This window comes from Ruthenibacterium intestinale (assembly GCF_040096265.1).
Classification (GTDB): domain Bacteria; phylum Bacillota; class Clostridia; order Oscillospirales; family Ruminococcaceae; genus Ruthenibacterium; species Ruthenibacterium komagatae.
Map to the genome: position 1 here is coordinate 23915 of NZ_JBBMFA010000090.1, position 17051 is coordinate 40965.

Below are 17051 nucleotides of genomic sequence, written 5' to 3' on the forward strand. Positions count from 1 at the left end.
AAAGAGCAAAAAAACCGGCACCCCGCGCGCAGCGCCGGGGTGCCGGTCCTTTTTCAGAGCGTTATTTCACCGCATTGGCGGCGCTTTTTTTCTCCGCGGCAGCGGCCATCAGGTTGGCCACAATGGAGCCGGAGATGTTGTGCCATACACTGAACAGCGCGCCCGGCACCGTGGCCAGCGCCAGGTCCGGGAACACCGTGCCCGCCAGGCTGGTGGCCAGACCGCTGTTCTGCATGCCCACCTCAATGGATACCGCGTTGCACTTGGCGTCGCTCATGTGCAGCAGCTTGCCCACACAGTAGCCCAGGGCGTACCCCAGCAGGTTGTGCAGCATCACCACGGTCAGAATCAGAATGCCGTTGGCGAACAGTTTTTCGGCGTTGGGCGCCACCACCGCGCCCACAATGGTCACAATGGCCACCACCGAGATCAGCGGCAGGATCTCCACCACTGCCTGGGTGAATTTGCCGAACAGCTTGTTGATGATGAAGCCCAGCGCAATGGGGATGATGACGATCTTCACAATGCTCATGAACATATCCACCATGTTCACGGTCACGGTCTCATGGGCATACAGATAGGTCAGCGCCGGGGTCAGGAAGGGCGCCAGCACCGTGGAGCAGGCGGTCATGCCCACGCTCAGGGCCACGTCGCCTTTGGCCAGGAAGGTCATCACGTTGGAGGACGTGCCGCCCGGGCAGGTGCCCACCAGGATCACGCCCACCGCCAGCTCCGGGCTGAGGGGGAACACTTTGGTCAGCAGAAAGGCCAGCAGAGGCATAATGACGAACTGCGCCGCGCAGCCCACCAGAACGTCCTTCGGGCGGGAGAACACCACTTTAAAGTCCTCCAGCTTCAGCGTCAGGCCCATGCCGAACATGACCACCATCAAAAGGTTGTTTACCGTGACAATGCGGGTAAAGGCGTTGTAATCCTTTCCCACCCAGAGAAAGCTCTCCGGCACAAAAAAGGCCAACACCGCAATGGCAAGCACAATGATCGCCATGTACCTGCCGGCGAATTTGCTTACTTTTTTCAGTACTTCCATGATTCGTTCCTCCCAAGGTATCTATTCTGAACCCGGCCCGCCGCGGGGCCGGTGCCAGCCAAAACAAAAAGGCCTTTGTCTCCTGAACCAAGAGACAAAGGCCTGAAAAGACGCTCTGCGGTACCACTCTTTTTGCCCGGTGCACACCGGACCACTCGCTCCCGCAGGGACAAACCCGACGGGGCGGCAGGATAACGGCTGCCGGCCGGCACAGCTTACTTGGCCCCGAAGGGCGGTTGAGCCTGCTGCTCGGAGGGGATGTTTCCGGCGGGCCCCGCCGCTGCCTTGCACCACCCGGCAGCTCTCTGGCGCGGAGTTTCCGACGTACTGGACCTCGTCAACGCTTTACTGTGATAAACATTACACACATTATACAGCGCAGGCGGCAAAAGTCAACGGGCAGAATTGCTTTTTTCACTTTTTGCACAGTTTTTGCGTTTCATTTTTGTAAGGTTCCACAGAACGCCCGGGCGCGGGCTTGAAGCGCCGCCCCGCGTTCTGTTACAATGAAGCACAGAGAGGAGGAGAATCCGTGCCCGTGGATATGAAGGAAAAAATCGCCGACCAGCTGAATGCGCTTTTGCGCCGCAAAAGTTTGGACAAGATCACGGTGAAAGAGCTGGTGGACGGCTGCGGCATCAGCCGGCAGACCTTTTACTATCATTTTCAGGACATTATGGACGTGGTGGAATGGCAGCAGAAAAGGGTGCTGGCCCAGGGCATTGCCCGCAGCCTGGCCGCGCCGGACCCGCAGAGCGCCATTCGTTCTCTGGTGCGGGAGGGGCTGGAAAACCAGGATTGGGTGGACCGTCTGATGGCCTCCCGGCGCCGGGCGGAGATCGAGCGCCTTCTGGTGCGCACCATGAGCGACTATCTGGCGCAGATGATGCTGCGCCGCGCGCCGGACCGCATGCTTTCTGCTGCCGATGCCGACGCAGTGCTGTGTTTTTACGCCAGCGGCGTTGTGGGCCTGATGCTGGACGGCCTGCACCGCAGGGATACGGACCCCGATGCATTGGCGGACCGCATCTATCGCCTTCTGTCTGCACAGCTCACTCTTGGATAAACAAAATTCCCGAAGTGTCACACTTTTTGACACTTCGGGTTTTCTGTTTATACACGCGGGCCAATCCGCCAGTGGAAAACACCGGGTCGTTCTGCTATAAACACAGGTAGATGCGGCATGCGGCCGCAGGTAAGGAGGACCCCGGATCAATGAAGTAAAACGACCCAAAAAACCGCTGATGTTCTATTATGGGATCATGCTGCTGATCCTGTTTTTGTTCAACCTGCTGGCGCTGCCCATGCTGACGCAGCGGCAGATCGTGGAGGTGGATTACGGCACCTTTCTCACCATGACCGAAGAAGGGCAGATCGGCCGTTTGGAGATCCAGCAGCAGAACAACCGCATTCTGTTCACCGACAAGGACGAGACCCGGGTGTATAAAACGGCCATGGTCAGCGCCCCGGACCTGACCAATCGCCTGCATGAAGCGGGCGTGCCCTTCTCCGGAGAAGAGATCCAGCAAACTTCGCCCATTCTCTCGTTCCTGCTCAGCTGGGTGCTGCCGCTGGTGGTGTTCATCGCCGTGGGGCAGCTGCTCTCCAAAAAGATGATGGACCGGGCGGGGGGCAGCAACGCCATGTCCTTCGGCCTGGGCAAGTCCAACGCGAAAATCTATGTCAAATCGTCCGAAGGCATCAAGTTTTCCGACGTGGCCGGCGAGGCCAACGTCCCGTTCTTTTCCATTTCCGGTTCAGAATTTGTGGAAATGTTCGTGGGCATGGGTGCCTCCAAAGTTCGGGACTTGTTCAAGCAGGCAAAAGAAAAAGCGCCCTGCATCGTCTTTATTGACGAAATTGACGCCATCGGCAAAAAGCGTGACGGCCAGCTGGGCGGCAACGATGAGCGCGAGCAGACCCTGAATCAGCTGCTCACGGATATGGACGGGTTCGAAGGCAACACCGGCGTCATCATTCTGGCGGCCACCAACCGTCCCGAATCGCTGGACCCGGCCCTGACCCGGCCGGGCCGGTTTGACCGCCGTGTGCCGGTGGAGCTGCCCGATTAGCAGGGGCGCGAGGCCATTCTGCGGGTCCACGCCCAAAAGGTGCGGGTGGACGCAGACGTGGACTTCAACAAAATCGCCCGCATGGCTTCGGGCGCATCCGGCGCAGAGCTGGCCAACATCGTCAACGAGGCGGCGCTGCGGGCGGTCCGCTGCGGGCGCCGCAGCGCCAGCCAGGCCGATCTGGAGGAGAGCATCGAGGTGGTCATCGCAGGCTACCAGAAGAAAAACGCCATCCTCACGGACAAGGAAAAGTGGACCGTGGCCTATCACGAAATCGGCCATGCCCTGGTGGCGGCCCGGCAGAATCATTCCGCTCCGGTGCAGAAAATCACCATCATTCCCCGCACTTCCGGCGCGCTGGGCTACACCATGCAGGTGGACGAGGGCAATCATTATCTGCTGACCAAAGAGGAGATCGAAAATAAGATCGCCACCTATACCGGCGGCCGCGCGGCCGAGGAGATCGTGTTCGGCACCGTGTCCACCGGCGCGTCCAACGACATCGAGCAGGCCACCAAGCTGGCCCGCGCCATGGTCACCCGCTACGGCATGAGCCGGGACTTTGACATGGTCGCCATGGAGACGGTGAACAACCAGTATCTGGGCGGTGATTCCTCGCTGACCTGCTCGGCGGAGACGCAGACCGAGATCGACCGGCAGGTGGTGGCGCTGGTGAAGGCACAGCACGAAAAGGCCGCCGCCATCCTCACCGAAAACCGGGAAAAACTGGACGAGCTGGCGCGCTATCTGTACGAAAAAGAGACCATCACCGGCGAGGAGTTCATGCAGATCCTGGACCGGTGAGCCCCGCAAAACAAAGAACCCCCGCCGCTTCCGGACGGAAGCGGCGGGGGTTTCCTGTTCAAAAGCCGGTCAGCAGCTCATGCCGTTGGCCTGCATATAGGCTGCCAGTTCTTTTCCGTGGCATTGCTCCTGTTGCTGAAGCGCGCTCAGCACCTGGCGTGCGGCTGGGTCGTTAAACTCGAACACGGCGGTGTTGTACACGCCGGAAACATATTTTTCCGTGGCCAGCAAATCGCTCAGCAAATAGGCGTCGCTCTGTTTTTGGGCACGGGTGGTGTTGGCTTTCAGCTGCTTTTCCGAGGGCAGGCGGCTGTTCTGCGCCTTGGCCGCCTGGGCAGGCACCTTGCCGTCCATCATCTGGGCAACGGTGTCGCAGTGGTTCTGCTCGGCCTGTTCCAGTTTGTGCAGCATCTGGCGCAGGGTGGGGTCACAGGCAGCCTCAGCGGCTTTGTGATATTTCTGTACACACAGTTTTTCCTCGTTTTGCAGATCTTTCAAAAAGTTCTTTTCCTTTTGGGTCCAGTTCATGACGGTTTCTCCTTTCAGGGTTTGCGTTTACTGTGCCCTGTCCGGAGAAAAATATGTGCGTCTGGAAAAGTTTTTCAGCCGCCAGCGGGCGGGCCGTGCTGTTCTCATCGCATCCTCTCGAAGCCACAAACAAAAACGACCGTCGGGATACGACGGTCGTTCTTGTTGGAAGGGGTGGTCACTTTAGATGCCCCTTTCAGTTACTTAATCTGACACTTCCCTTGAGCCCATTTTTTCAAATCGTTTAAATGCTTTATCTGCAATCTCCAGCTTATGATATTTATCGGTATCCAACTCATCAATAATATGAATAAGTTCATGACTATTAAGTGTTATGGCCATAATTATCTGGCTTTGGGAACTAACTTCAGATACTGACTGAATAAAGCTGTTCATATCTTCTGAAACTATACTTTGTTGAGCGGGTTCATCAAAAATAATAATTCCGGGATGATTTCCGTCTTTTTCAATCGAAACCTGTAAAAGAGCCAGTGTAAAAGCCCAAATTGTTCTGATTCCATCACTTGCAGATGAATCAAATTTCATATCAAATCCATCAATGGTTGGTAGCAAAGATTCTTCTGAGATTTCTATACCGTCAAAACTTGATAAGCTACTATAGTGGTATCTTCGCAGATTGTCAATAAAGTGAGATTTCAATAGAGCTATTTTGCTCATATCCATTTCAGAAATCCCCTTCTTCGGCAAACGACTTTTCTGCTCTAAATAATCATTCCACTTTTCCGATAAGTCATTTAGATTATCAAGAAAAGAATAAAATGCATCTTGCAAATCTGATAACTGCTCAATTTGTTTCGATATTTCTATCTTTTTTAAAATTATTGCTTCAGATGCTTCGGTATCTGTTGTGGTAAAAAGGTCTGACCGAAGGGTTTGCGCTAAACGGCGTAAAGTTAATAGTCTACTTTCATAGCTATCTTTTTCTTTTTGTAGCGCGTCACGAGTATTCTTACGGCTATTGAGAGAAAATTCCAGCATACTTTTTTGCGCCTTAAGATGCCGTATGTTTTCTTCAATACTCATAAAGCCACTACACGGATTAGCTTCTAAAAGATTATCTTGAATTTGCTGTTTGCAAGTTGGACAAATATTTGCACTTATCTGCCCATTACTAACTTCCGAACCAAATTTTTGTAATCTGGCTGCATCCTCATTATTTCTAATATCAGTACAAATAAGTTGAAGATCAGAAGTCAGCCGATGAATTGTTTCACTAATTCCAGATAATTTCTGCATTAGATGACGTACAATCTCTTCAAATTTGAGAATGGCTGCTTCTGTTTCTGAAAGCTCTGTATTTAAAGCCTCAAAATTATCAGTCACTCGTGGCTTCAATTGACGCAATGAGTCATATTCCGTTTTTAATTGATTGTTTTTTTCATCTATAGTAGTTTTCTCAACTGTTAGAATAGCAATACGCGAAAACTGTTTGTCTGAAAGCACACAGGGATGCACGGGGATATTAACAATATCGCAAGATTCGGAATAAGCACGTCGCTGTATTTCTTTGATAAGCTGTTCCCACTTATTTTCAAGGTCTGTTTTTATACCATTTAGTCGATCTCGCTCTTTTTCGTTTTTAAAGGTATCGAGACCAAGTATATATTCAACCACTCGCTTTTTCGACTCTCGAATGCCAAATACGGGCATTCCCGACAGGATATCAGACCAGCCATGTTTTTGTTCAATAAACATAGCTGAAAAAATGATTTGTAAATAAAGTTTTCGTTCACTACCATCAGATGTGCGAACTAAAGGAAGATTTAAATGTAAAAAGTCCTCTAAAAATGCATGAAATCCTCGTTGACTTGTAGCAGCATGCTGAATGTTTACATAAAAATCTTCCGACTGGTTTTTGGGATTACTAATCAAATCATATTCACTAAAATATACAGTAATAAGTCTATTGTCTTTATTTTCTGCTTTAATGCTTCTATAAACTGTTATTTCTTCGGAGCCATTACTGATTTCAAGATAGGCTCCAGATTCTGTAACATTCCATGATTTTCCATTGTCATCAATTGTATTTTTAAAAGCAGATGTTAATACCTTCCCACCAATACCTGCGACACCACCCAGTATCTGCTCAAAACCAAGGCAATAATATATAGCTGCAAGTATAGAACTTTTTCCGCAAGTGTTTTCCTTACTTGCCACAAAATTTAACCCTTTTTTAAAAGATTCATCTATTCCATACATGCCGTTTGCAGTATTAATTTCAACACGTAATCTATTAATCCTCAGCATGTCTATCCCTCCAAATTTCAGTGAGTTCCTTAATCCTTGATTCAGTAAGTCTTTTTGACAAATCTGTAAGTTCTCTAATTTCAGTCACCATTAGATCGCCAGCCAATTTAATTCGCTCTGCGAAATTTTTCCCTTGGTCTGTTAGTTTATAATTCCCGTTTTGCTGTTGTACGACAAAGCCATAAGCCACTGCGTATGTAAGTGCTCTATTTACTGCTGGATCAAACCTAACTACCACTGATTCATTTGTTTTATCAGAAAACTCTAATAGATTGTCCATGTTCTTTCGTGATAACAATGCAAAGGATATCATATGAAGTTTAATTAGCGAGCAAGACGTTCCCCATCCACATATGTACATAATAAGACACAACTGAGAAACCTTATAACTTATTCGATAGTTATAAGGTACCGCATCTGGTTTTGCATCAAAAATTATATCACCTTGTAGAGGAAACTGATTTACCATTAGTTATACACTCCTGAATTCCATAGAACAATCAGCCAACCAACTTGCGACTAAATCTTGTTTTAGTTCTACAACGGAAGCTTGTGTCAGCATTTTGGAAAAATCTTTTTCGAGTTTTTCTTGAAACTCGTTAAGGATATTATTAAATAAACTTTGATTTAATTGCCGGTCAGTATTCATCCGAGTTTTCAATGAAACTTCTCTTTTATAGCTCTGTTCTAATTTGTAGAGATCTTCATATATTTCTGGGAAATGAAGTTGTAAGTTATTCATGATTTCCAGTCCAGCTATATAATAATCAATATAAACATTAATCACATAGTTTAAATCAGGATCATCTTCGTCAACATGCATTACTGCTCCTACTTTACGACGTATATTAGCGACTTTTTGGGAATCACATTTTGACCAATCAGGCTTCTCTTGATGTTGAACAGCTAAATTAAGCTTCATATCAGTAAGGTTTGTACGAATAATTCTGCTAATTTCCGGTGAAAAATCTTCTGCAACTTTAACAAGTATTTTAAAATCATCAGAAATATAGGCAAACAAAGTAGGATTCTTCTTTTTGGCAGTTAACACTTCTTGCTGCTTCGATTGCGCATGACTAAGAATCCTCGGATCTTTATATTCAGGAATATTAAAATGCCATTCAGCAATAGGCGGAACTCCTAATTTTTTAAGGCGCTCTCCATTATTCATTAATTTTTCGATATCTGCAGTTAGCTTGTCCCTTTGATGAGTATAAAGTTCATTATCTGAATATATACGTTCTGGACAATAGCACTGATGAACTATTCCGCTATGAGTAAATCCTTCAATACCAGCATCTCCACCTTGCACTGCAGGGATAGCTGTATAATGCTCTCTTTGATATCTTAGACGATAACATTTTACACAGAGTTCTTCCCATGCGTTTCCAGTCATATATCCTTCAATAAATGTCATAATACTGCTCATTATATCCGTCCTCTTAGCTTGTTTATTCCAATTGAATTTGTGTAGTCAGGCTGGGAAGATAAAGCATGATAGTCTATACAAAATTCAGCAATGTCATTTATATAGCGAATTTTGACAAGGTGAAATGTTAAATAGGTCTTGGTAATGATTACCTCTCGATGGAATAAGAATAATCTATCTCCTACTTGTGGGGGGGGCTGAACTTTCATGCTTTCCCCCCTTTCTTCACAAATCTTTTATTTCAAAGAACAATCTACAACGTACACTTACTCATTTTCATTATAACAGAAACGCTGCAATTTTGAAAGTGATTTTTCTCTCTATATACTAAAGTTACCCACAAAAAAATAGTACCGATGCCCCCCGGATTGAGGACATCGGTGCTATTTTTTTGCAGGCAACCTATTTTTTCAATGGCAGGTTTGCGTCCTGCTCATATCCACCAACAAATCGTATTCTGATTTGGGTAGCGGATAGAACGGTCACCTGTTCAATAATTCTTCGAATAAAGTCATCGTTAAATTCAGTTAGATTCAGGTTTTCCTCGTTGTTGATATAAAGCAGGGCTTGTTGGTACTGATATTCCTGTGCCTGATCTGCCATTTTCTTTTTCTGGATTTCCTGCAGTTGGTTGGTGAGGTCCATTTTCTGTTCGGAAAGCTGCCGCAGCTTGGCGGCATAGAAGTCACTGTCACCGCCTTGAGCAATGATTTTAACTAAGGCAGACATTTCCTGCTGCAGTTTGTCTATTTGCTTTTCCAGCGATTGCGGTGTGATTTGATTCCCGGAAAACAGGATAATGTTTTCTTGAACATCACGCAGATTTTTTAGGATATCTTCTTTGTCCCCGACCACTTTTTGAATACATTGGAGGATTGCCTGATGTAAGGCTTCTTCCGATATGGTTGGTGAATGTTGGCAGTATTTTGTTCCGAATTCCAATCGGCTGATGCAGCGCCAGACTACTTTCTTCTTGCCTTTTTTTACCCAAGTGGTCCGGCGATACATGGAACCGCATTCCCCGCAAACCAGCCTTTCGGAAAGTGCATACTTGCTGCAGTATTTGCCCAGCGCACTCTTGGTTTTCTTTTGGGAAACCTTCTTTTTGCTGTTTCTTCTGGTCAGTTCAAGCTGGACATTTAGGAAATCTTCACGGGGGATGATAGCTGGGTGGTTGTCAGTGATGTAATATTGGGTGAGCTCTCCGTTGTTTTTCTTCTTTTTCTTAGTAAGAAAATCTACTGTATAGCTTTTTTGTAACAACACATCTCCCATGTATTTCTCATTCCGCAAGATATGTTCAATACTGGATAATCCCCATTCTGTATTCCCCCGTGGCGTCAGTATGTTTCGCCGTTCCAAGGCTTCCTTGATCTGGCGCAGGCTGCGGCCCAGCAGGAACAGGTTAAAAATCATTTTGATATGTTCTGCTTCTTCCGGCACAATCTCCGGCTCTCCGTCCTCTCCTTTTTTATAGCCCAGCATATTCTTATAGGGAAAGGCGAATTTTCCTTGGCTGTACCCTTTTCGTTTGCCCCATTTGACATTGTTGCTCAGAGATTCGCTTTCGCCTTGGGCGAAGGCACTGGTCCATGTGAAGAATATTTCGCTTGTTACACGGGAGGTGTCCAGCCCTTCTTTTTCAAACCGGATGATAATGCCCCGATCCTTGAGCATTCGTATGTACGAAATGCATTGGAGGGTATTTCGGGAAAATCTGGATAGCGACTTTGCCAGTATCATGTCGATTTTCCCTTTTTTGCACTGCTTTATCATTTCCATAAAACCGGGGCGGTTCTCATCTCTGGTTCCGCTGATGCCATCGTCTGAGAAAACGCCAGCATATTCCCACTCAGGATTTGAACGAATCAAATCGTCATAATAGGTGATTTGGTTTTCGATACTGGTCTGCTGTTCTTCCTGCTCTGTACTGACTCGGCAGTAAGCCGCTACCCTTAGCCTGTGATTGCGGGTTCTGGCCTGCAGCACTGGGGAGGGTTTAATCTCCCTGATGATTTTCTGCCTGATGGGGGCTTGTGGCTCCATATAAATGCTCCTTTCCGGTAGGCTATATCACTTTTCCGTTTCGCAGTTGAAGGTGAACGGAAGTATTTGGCTGAATAAGGATTTTCTCTGCTATGCTGCTAAACAGGTCGTAGTCGAAGTCGGAAATCAGGGGTTGATCGGCCAGCCGTTCCTGTATAGTCCTGCAAGGTGGGATACTGCTCCCGTTCCGCTTCACTCAATGGATCGGGAACAGGAAAGGGCAGCCGCACAATAATAAGCGATGATACCATATCGCCGGGAAAGTCCACACCTTCCCAACAGGAGCCCGCTGCGAACAGCACCGCATTCTGCGCCTGCTTGAACTGATGGATGACTTCCTGCGAATGCCGCCATACTTCCATAAGCGGAAAGGACAGTCGATCTTTCACCTGATTGTACACAGCGCCCATGAGGGAATAGGAAGTAAAAAGCACCAGAGTGTGCCCGTGCGTGGCTTCCACTAGGGAGACCAATCCACCTGTCGCTGCAGATACTGGCGTTCCTTATTAAACTGAGCCCAATCGTATGTATGCAGGCGTTGGATGGTTTCCTCATCCACACCGAGTTCTCTGAGTTTCTTTTCTTCTACTTCTTTCCAGCGGAGCCATTCTTTTTCCGCTTTGGCTTTGTTGTAAGCCATCGTTATTTCCTCCGATCAATCTGAAATTTTTTAAATTCAGATTGTCGGGGGCGGCGCTCTGCCGCTGTGAATTCTCAGCCAGAACCTACTCAATGGAAAATAAAAAAAGCGCAATTGTCCGTAGACAAAAGCGCTTACTGCACATAAATTATATATACCCGATATCTCTAAATGAAACACGGTACAACTCCCCTAATTGGAGGAGTTGTATTTTGCTTTCCTTTCTTAACCTCCTTCAGGATAAGTCATTTCATATGTTAGCGATTACCATTGGTTTGTTTAATGGTCTTTACCCGGAAAACAAAGTAAAGGATATGGAATACCCAAACACAAGCCAGAACGATCCTTCCCACCGGAACAGCATGCATCATAATAAAGCCGATCGACATTAGAACCGTCACGGTAATCATAATCCGGATTTTGGTCTTCCACGTCATGCCCTGTCCTTTTACATAGCTTTCCAGATTGTTTTTATACAGCTTTGTTCCCGTAAACCAACGGTGCAGTTTTTCAGAGCTTTTGGCAAAGCAAAACGCCGCCAAAAGCAAAAACGGAAACGCCGGAAGAAGCGGCAATACAGCCCCCACGGCTCCGAGAGCCAAACCGATACAGCCTAAAATCACATATAAAAGCTTCTTTATTTTCACCTTGATTCCTCCAGTCGTTTTTTCTCTTTTTTCGATTCGATCACATGGGAAACCGCCATCACAGGATGGGAAAACAGCATTCTGGGCCCGGAAAAACGCATGACTTCCCGGATTTTCTCCCGCATGACCGGTTTGTAGCAATGTACCTTACAGTTGGAACAGAAGGTTTTCGTCTCCATAAACGGACACTTGTCGCTTCTCATCCTGGCATAGGCTTCCAGATCTGCACATTCGGGACAAAGTCCGCCTTTGGTGTGGTGTTTTTTGCGGCAGTACAGGGCAATCATTTCCGATACCATCCGCTTTTCCCGTTCCCGCTTATCGGCTGTACTTTTCATCAGCTCATCCTCCCGTGTTCCACCGAATAGACGGTATCAGCGATGCGCATGGTAGACTGCCGGTGGGAAACCAGCACCACGGTTTTGCCCGCCCGTTCTTCCCGCAGGGATTTTAAGATCACCGCTTCGTTTAAGCTGTCCAGATTGCTGGTTGGTTCATCCAACAGCAGGAAGGGTGCGTCGTGTAAAAATGCTCTTGCGAGCCCCAGACGTTGCCGTTCGCCGCCGGAAAGAGTATCGCCGAGTTCGCCCACCGGCGTGTCGTAGCCTTTGGGAAGGGTCATAATAAAATCGTGAACGGAGGCCTTTTTGCAGGCGGTTTCAATCTCTTCGTCGGTGGCGGTCAGCTTGGCGATCCGCAGGTTGTTTTTGATGCTGTCGTGGAAGAGCTGGGTCTCCTGCGTCACAAAGCTCTCCAGATCGCGCAGATTTTTGGTGTTGATCTCTTCCACCGATCGGCCAGAAAGCTCCACGCTGCCTTCCTGCACCTTCCAGAACCGCATCAGAAGCTTTAACAGGGTGGATTTTCCGCTTCCGCTTCTGCCCACAATTCCTACTACCGCATTTTCCGGAATTGTCACCGATACATCCGAAAGAATGGTTTCATTCCCGTAAGAGAAGGAAACCTGCTCCGCTTTTGCGCCGGAGAATGTGATTTCCGGTTTCCCGGTGATTTCCTCTACTACCGGCGTTTCGTCCAGAATATCCAGTACTCGATTGCCTGCCGCAAAGGTGTTCTGCAGGGTGCTGCCCAACGCCGCCAGAGCAATCACGGGACCAAAGGAAGAAAACAGCGCCAGCGTAGGGATCAAAACGCCGTCAAAATCCACTGCGCCGCTTTGGTACAGCAAGGCCGAAGCAAATAGCATGATAAGATCAAATGTTAACACCACCGTATTGGTAACCGCTGTATTTCGCCCGGCAGTGCGTTTCATCTTTTCTTCGTCTCGGGAGAGTTCATCCGTCTTTTCATTCATTTTGGAAAGGCGCTTTTTTCCCTGTCCATACTGGAGGATTTCGGAAAGCCCCCGCAGGCTGTCCAGCACAAAGCCCGAAAGCTCACCGGATCTGGTGCGGAAACGCAGTCCGTCATCCCCGCTGCATCTGGATATCACAATTGGAATCACGATTCCCACGATCAGATAGGCCGCCAGCGCAATCACGCCCAGGATCCAGTGAAACGAGCCGATGAACAGGCACATGACAATGGTAAACAACAGCGCGATGGCAGCCGGTGAGATGGTGTGAGCATAAAACACCTCCAGCAGTTCAATATCGGAGGTGATCACCGAGATCAGATCCCCCTTGTCCCGGCCTTCCAGCTTTGCCGGGCAGAGCTTTCTCAGTGCGCGGAACACCCGGTCGCGCAAAAGTGCCAGTAATTTAAATGCGATAAAGTGGTTGCACGCCTGCTCCGCATACCGCAAAAATCCCCGGAGAAGGGCGAAGACAAGAACGGAAATAAAAACCGTTGTCAGAGTAAAAGGTACTTCAAACCGAAGGGCTGCCAGCACACCGTATCCGCCGAAAATGGTGATAAAGGCGGCGCACAAATGCCCGACGAGCCCCATCAAAACAGCCAGTGACATATAGCCGCTCAGAGGTTTTACCAGCCCGATCAGCCGTGCCATCACAGCAAATCCGCTTCGCTTTTTCATACGCTTGCACGCTCCTTTCCAAATTGCTCTAATGTCTGCTGGGCACTCCACAGCCGTTCATACAGGCCGTGGTGGGCAAGTAATTCCTCATGTGAACCGCTTTCCGCAACGATTCCGTGATCCAGCACATAAATATGGTCGGCGCCCACTACATTGGCAAGCCGGTGGGAAACGAGGATTACCGTTTTGCTTTTTGCCAGTTCATGAATTTCACGCATAATATCGTTTTCGCTCTCCACATCGATGTTGGAGGTGGCTTCATCAAAAATATAGACAGGGCTGTCATGCAAAAGCGCCCTTGCAAGCGCCAGCCGCTGGCACTGCCCGCCCGAAAGATTGGACGCTTTTTCCAAAAGCCGGGTATCCAGCCCCTGTTCCGCTTTTAAAAATTCTGCGAGGTTTACCCGGGAAAGCACTGCCCACAGTTCTTCATCGGAAGCGCCGGGTTTTCCCATAAGCAGGTTCTCCCGCACCGTGCCCTTGAACAGGTAGCTTTGGTGGCTGATATAGGTGATGTTTCGCAGAAGGCTTTCTTCCTGAATGGAGGAAAGGGGCACGCCGCCCACCGAAACGCTTCCGGTATATCCTTTGTTTCTTCCCATCAGGATCGAAGCCAGTGTGGATTTACCGCAGCCGCTTTCTCCCACCAGCGCCGTAAAGCTGCCCTGCGGGAAGGTAAGATCAACGCTATGGAGGATCTCCCGGTCCGGCTCATAGGAGAAGGAGAGACCGGAACAGCGGATGGTGTGTCCCGAAGGAAAGCTTTCGGTGATTTCCGGCTTGGTTTCTTCTAAATCCAGCAGTCGGAAAATCTTGTCGCTGGCCGCCATGCCGTTCATGGCAATATGGAAAAAGGAACCCAGCTGCCGCATGGGAATAAAGAAATCCGCCGCCAGCAGGATAATCAGCAGACATCCCTCAAGAGAAACTCCTCCGCTCTGGTACTGGGTCACCGCCATGATGACGCCCAGTGCCGCACCGCCGTACGCGATCAGGTCCATAATGGTGATGGAGTTTAACTGCATGGTCAGCACCTTCATGGTGATCTTTCGGAATTTTTCCGCCTGCTCGTTCATTTCCTGCTGTTTAAACGCATCCGCCTGATAGATTTTGAGAGTGGTGAGCCCCTGCAAATTTTCAAGGAAAGTGTCGCCCAATTCCGTATACTGTCCCCAGTATTTAGAGAGCAGTTTTTTGGCCCAGGTCTGCACCGCCGCAATGGCTACAGGGATCAGCGGCACGCAGATAAGCAGCACTACCGCCGCCGCGACATTCACAAAACACAGTACGATAAACAGTGTGAGCGGCGCCAGCATGGCATAGAAAAACTGCGGCAGATACGCGCCGAAATAGGTTTCCAGCTGATCGACGCCTTCCACCGCCACCTGCACCACTTCCGAAGTTTTCACCTGTTCGTTGTAGGAGCTTCCCAACCGCAAAAGCTTTTGATAGATCTTCTCACGCAAAGACTTTTTGACTGCTTTGGAGGAGAAGTACCCCATTTTGGCGGCCCCGATGGAGCAGAAAAACCGGACTGCCAACGCCAAAATTACAACGATTCCCGTCACTGTGAAAAGCTGCACCGAGGCCGAACCCCTGAAAAGCTCTGCAAGCATTCGGGAAATACTGAGCATCAGGGCAATGTTCGCCGTAAGGGAGCACCACTGTAGAATTACATTTCCCGCTATGTATTTTTTGCTCTCGGCAACGGTACCGATGAGCCGTTTATTGATCATCATATTTTCGTCCGCCTTTTGTTATTTTTTTCATCACTTTCTTAACGCCTGTACACAGAGCGGCAACCGCTATCACAAGCAGCACTGATGTAAAACCGTAAAAAAGGGATTGCATTGCATTATTCACAGCCGCTTGCCTTCTTTCTGTTTGTCCACCTTCTCAGCGCCTCATAACTTTTCGGACTTACGGCATGTTCCATTTGGCAGGCATCCTCCGCCGCAGTTTTCCCATCCACGCCCAGGTCTTCTAAAAGGGACTGGAAGGTCTGGTGGCGCTCATAAGTTTCTCTGGCAACGGTTTGCCCCTTATCTGTCAGATGCACTTCCCGCGCACCGTCTAAGAAAAGATAGCCTTCTTTTTCCAACTCTTTCAGCGAAACGGAAACTGTGGGACGCGACACATGAAGCTCTGCTGCAATATCCGCACCACGTACGGAGCCGTTTTGCTTTTGCAGCAAATACACGGCTTTCAGATAATCCTCCACCGTTTTTCTTTGTTTCATACGGCTTATGCCTCCTTTCCATGTATTCAGGGTTATCCCTTATACCGGGATAACAAAAGGTTTTCCATCTACCGACTGAATGGTCAGATCAACGCCGTATACCTCTTGGACAAGTTCCTTTGTAATGATTTCCTCCGGTAAACCGTGAGCAATCATCCTGCCATCTTTCATGGCGACAATTTCGTCACTGTAATACAGCGACTGGTTGATATCATGGAGAACCATAACGATGGTAATACCGTACTCCCGGTTCAGCTTCTGAATGAGTTTTAAAATCTGCAGTTGATAACGGACATCCAGATAGGTGGTCGGTTCATCGAGAAACAGTACCTTGGTGTCCTGTGCCAGCGCCATGGCAATCCACACCCGCTGTTTCTGTCCGCCGGAAAGCTCTGTTACCGGTTTATCCTTGTGCTTGCTTGTATGGGTGATCTCCAGCGCCCACTGTATTTTTTCTTCATCTTTTTGCGGATCCGATGAAAGCCCCATGGTATGATAGGGAGTTCGCCCGTAGCTCACAAGCTTTTCGACCGTAAGATCCGGCGGCGCCGTATTGTATTGATGGACAATCGCCGCTTCTCTGGCAAAATCTTTTAAACGCAAATTTGCGATATTTTCCTCTCTCAGAAACACTTCCCCCTGATCGGGCTTTAAGTTTTTCGTCATCAGGTTAAACAATGTGGATTTTCCGCATCCGTTTGCACCGATCAATGTGGTAATTCTCCCCTCGTGAAGAGAAAAGTCCAATCCGTTCAGCACCTGCTGCTTTCCGTAGGAAAAGGAAAGATTTTTTACGGTAAAAATATTACTGGCCATAGTTTAGTCACGCCCAAACTCATGACCATCATGATTGCCAGCAGCACAGCCAAACTTCGCTTAAACCATGACTGTTTTGTTGTTGTCATTGTGTCTACCTCCATTCATTTATAAAAACAATGTTTCGGTTAGCATAATCTAACCGCTTGGTGAAAAATAATGCCGTTTCTACGGCATAATAAAAAATATCGCGCACCAATCCTCCTTTTGCGATGTTCTGGTCAGGAGAACAAGTTAACACGCTTGTTTCCCTGATATAAACGGGCAGAGGCAAAAGGTTATCCGTCTGAGTTAGGTTATGCTAACTAATCCCCTAAAAAATTGCTCCTTTCGGAGTTTTTAAGAGGGGGATCGTTGTTGTCATATTGCTTTTGACTCTGCTCTCCTGTTACTCTTCTGTCCGGTCTCAAAGACCAAACAGGGCTGCGAATGATAAAATATACTGCTTTTATAATCCGCATTTTCCTTAAAGCAAATTCAGTATAGCCAGTTACCATTTTGTTGTCAATGGATTTTCT

16 protein-coding genes and 1 pseudogene are annotated in these 17051 nt (G+C 48.3%); 2 read left to right on the forward strand and 15 right to left on the reverse strand.

Going from position 1 to position 17051, the window contains the following annotated elements; translation table 11 throughout:
- Positions 1–61: 61 nt before the first annotated feature.
- A complete protein-coding gene (locus WMO24_RS08250; protein ID WP_349215961.1) occupies positions 62–1048 on the reverse strand; it encodes a bile acid:sodium symporter family protein in 987 nt (328 codons plus the stop codon).
- Positions 1049–1592: 544 nt separating this feature from the next.
- Between WMO24_RS08250 and WMO24_RS08255 the strand changes: the two genes are divergently transcribed.
- Positions 1593–2114 (forward strand): TetR/AcrR family transcriptional regulator C-terminal domain-containing protein, encoded by a 522-nt coding sequence (locus WMO24_RS08255; RefSeq protein WP_349216001.1) that lies wholly within the window; start codon positions 1593–1595, stop codon positions 2112–2114.
- Between the two features lie 145 nt (positions 2115–2259).
- Positions 2260–3924 (forward strand): annotated as a pseudogene (locus WMO24_RS08260) (ATP-dependent metallopeptidase FtsH/Yme1/Tma family protein).
- 69 nt (positions 3925–3993) lie between these two features.
- Here WMO24_RS08260 and WMO24_RS08265 read toward each other — a convergent pair.
- The 14 genes from WMO24_RS08265 to WMO24_RS08330 form a co-directional block, all read right to left on the reverse strand.
- Complete coding sequence (locus WMO24_RS08265; RefSeq protein ID WP_349215962.1) at positions 3994–4452, reverse strand: spore coat protein; 459 nt, start codon at positions 4450–4452, stop codon at positions 3994–3996.
- 204 nt (positions 4453–4656) lie between these two features.
- Positions 4657–6720 (reverse strand): hypothetical protein, encoded by a 2064-nt coding sequence (locus tag WMO24_RS08270; RefSeq protein WP_349215964.1) that lies wholly within the window; start codon positions 6718–6720, stop codon positions 4657–4659.
- Positions 6707–7189 (reverse strand): hypothetical protein, encoded by a 483-nt coding sequence (locus WMO24_RS08275; RefSeq protein WP_342681782.1) that lies wholly within the window; start codon positions 7187–7189, stop codon positions 6707–6709. Before WMO24_RS08275 ends, WMO24_RS08270 begins: the two co-directional genes overlap by 14 nt.
- A gap of 3 nt (positions 7190–7192) precedes the next feature.
- Entirely contained in the window at positions 7193–8149 is a 957-nt protein-coding gene (locus WMO24_RS08280) for a hypothetical protein (protein WP_087234616.1), read from the reverse strand.
- Positions 8150–8551: 402 nt separating this feature from the next.
- Positions 8552–10195: a recombinase family protein gene (locus WMO24_RS08285; protein ID WP_342681779.1), complete on the reverse strand. Its 1644-nt coding sequence runs from the start codon at positions 10193–10195 to the stop codon at positions 8552–8554.
- Positions 10196–10293: 98 nt separating this feature from the next.
- Positions 10294–10656, reverse strand: a complete 363-nt coding sequence (locus WMO24_RS08290) for a helicase C-terminal domain-containing protein (protein WP_349215966.1) — start codon at positions 10654–10656, stop codon at positions 10294–10296.
- A complete protein-coding gene (locus WMO24_RS08295; protein ID WP_349215967.1) occupies positions 10656–10835 on the reverse strand; it encodes a hypothetical protein in 180 nt (59 codons plus the stop codon). The genes WMO24_RS08290 and WMO24_RS08295 overlap by 1 nt, the downstream gene beginning before the upstream one ends.
- A 257-nt stretch (positions 10836–11092) precedes the next feature.
- Positions 11093–11482, reverse strand: a complete 390-nt coding sequence (locus WMO24_RS08300; RefSeq protein WP_055141775.1) for a YbaN family protein — start codon at positions 11480–11482, stop codon at positions 11093–11095.
- A complete protein-coding gene (locus tag WMO24_RS08305) occupies positions 11479–11820 on the reverse strand; it encodes a nitrous oxide-stimulated promoter family protein (RefSeq protein WP_055141776.1) in 342 nt (113 codons plus the stop codon). Before WMO24_RS08305 ends, WMO24_RS08300 begins: the two co-directional genes overlap by 4 nt.
- Positions 11820–13478, reverse strand: a complete 1659-nt coding sequence (gene cydC, locus WMO24_RS08310; protein WP_022264000.1) for a thiol reductant ABC exporter subunit CydC — start codon at positions 13476–13478, stop codon at positions 11820–11822. The genes WMO24_RS08305 and cydC overlap by 1 nt, the downstream gene beginning before the upstream one ends.
- Entirely contained in the window at positions 13475–15214 is a 1740-nt protein-coding gene (locus tag WMO24_RS08315; RefSeq protein ID WP_082409008.1) for an ATP-binding cassette domain-containing protein, read from the reverse strand. The genes cydC and WMO24_RS08315 overlap by 4 nt, the downstream gene beginning before the upstream one ends.
- Entirely contained in the window at positions 15204–15341 is a 138-nt protein-coding gene (locus WMO24_RS08320; protein WP_156344215.1) for a hypothetical protein, read from the reverse strand. Before WMO24_RS08320 ends, WMO24_RS08315 begins: the two co-directional genes overlap by 11 nt.
- Positions 15334–15699 carry a metal-dependent transcriptional regulator gene (locus WMO24_RS08325; protein ID WP_349215968.1) on the reverse strand — a complete coding sequence of 122 codons (366 nt, stop codon included), beginning with the start codon at positions 15697–15699 and terminating at the stop codon, positions 15334–15336. The genes WMO24_RS08320 and WMO24_RS08325 overlap by 8 nt, the downstream gene beginning before the upstream one ends.
- Positions 15700–15756: 57 nt before the next feature.
- A complete protein-coding gene (locus WMO24_RS08330; protein ID WP_349215969.1) occupies positions 15757–16476 on the reverse strand; it encodes an ABC transporter ATP-binding protein in 720 nt (239 codons plus the stop codon).
- Positions 16477–17051 lie beyond the last annotated feature (575 nt).

Coding starts and splice junctions, on each gene's coding strand:
- WMO24_RS08250 (WP_349215961.1), bottom strand. CDS start 1,048: ATGGAAGTACTGAAAAAAGTAAGCAAATTCGCCGGCAGGTACATGGCG.
- WMO24_RS08255 (WP_349216001.1), top strand. CDS start 1,593: ATGAAGGAAAAAATCGCCGACCAGCTGAATGCGCTTTTGCGCCGCAAA.
- WMO24_RS08265 (WP_349215962.1), bottom strand. CDS start 4,452: ATGAACTGGACCCAAAAGGAAAAGAACTTTTTGAAAGATCTGCAAAAC.
- WMO24_RS08270 (WP_349215964.1), bottom strand. CDS start 6,720: ATGCTGAGGATTAATAGATTACGTGTTGAAATTAATACTGCAAACGGC.
- WMO24_RS08275 (WP_342681782.1), bottom strand. CDS start 7,189: ATGGTAAATCAGTTTCCTCTACAAGGTGATATAATTTTTGATGCAAAA.
- WMO24_RS08280 (WP_087234616.1), bottom strand. CDS start 8,149: ATGAGCAGTATTATGACATTTATTGAAGGATATATGACTGGAAACGCA.
- WMO24_RS08285 (WP_342681779.1), bottom strand. CDS start 10,195: ATGGAGCCACAAGCCCCCATCAGGCAGAAAATCATCAGGGAGATTAAA.
- WMO24_RS08295 (WP_349215967.1), bottom strand. CDS start 10,835: ATGGCTTACAACAAAGCCAAAGCGGAAAAAGAATGGCTCCGCTGGAAA.
- WMO24_RS08305 (WP_055141776.1), bottom strand. CDS start 11,820: ATGAAAAGTACAGCCGATAAGCGGGAACGGGAAAAGCGGATGGTATCG.
- cydC (WP_022264000.1), bottom strand. CDS start 13,478: ATGAAAAAGCGAAGCGGATTTGCTGTGATGGCACGGCTGATCGGGCTG.
- WMO24_RS08315 (WP_082409008.1), bottom strand. CDS start 15,214: ATGATCAATAAACGGCTCATCGGTACCGTTGCCGAGAGCAAAAAATAC.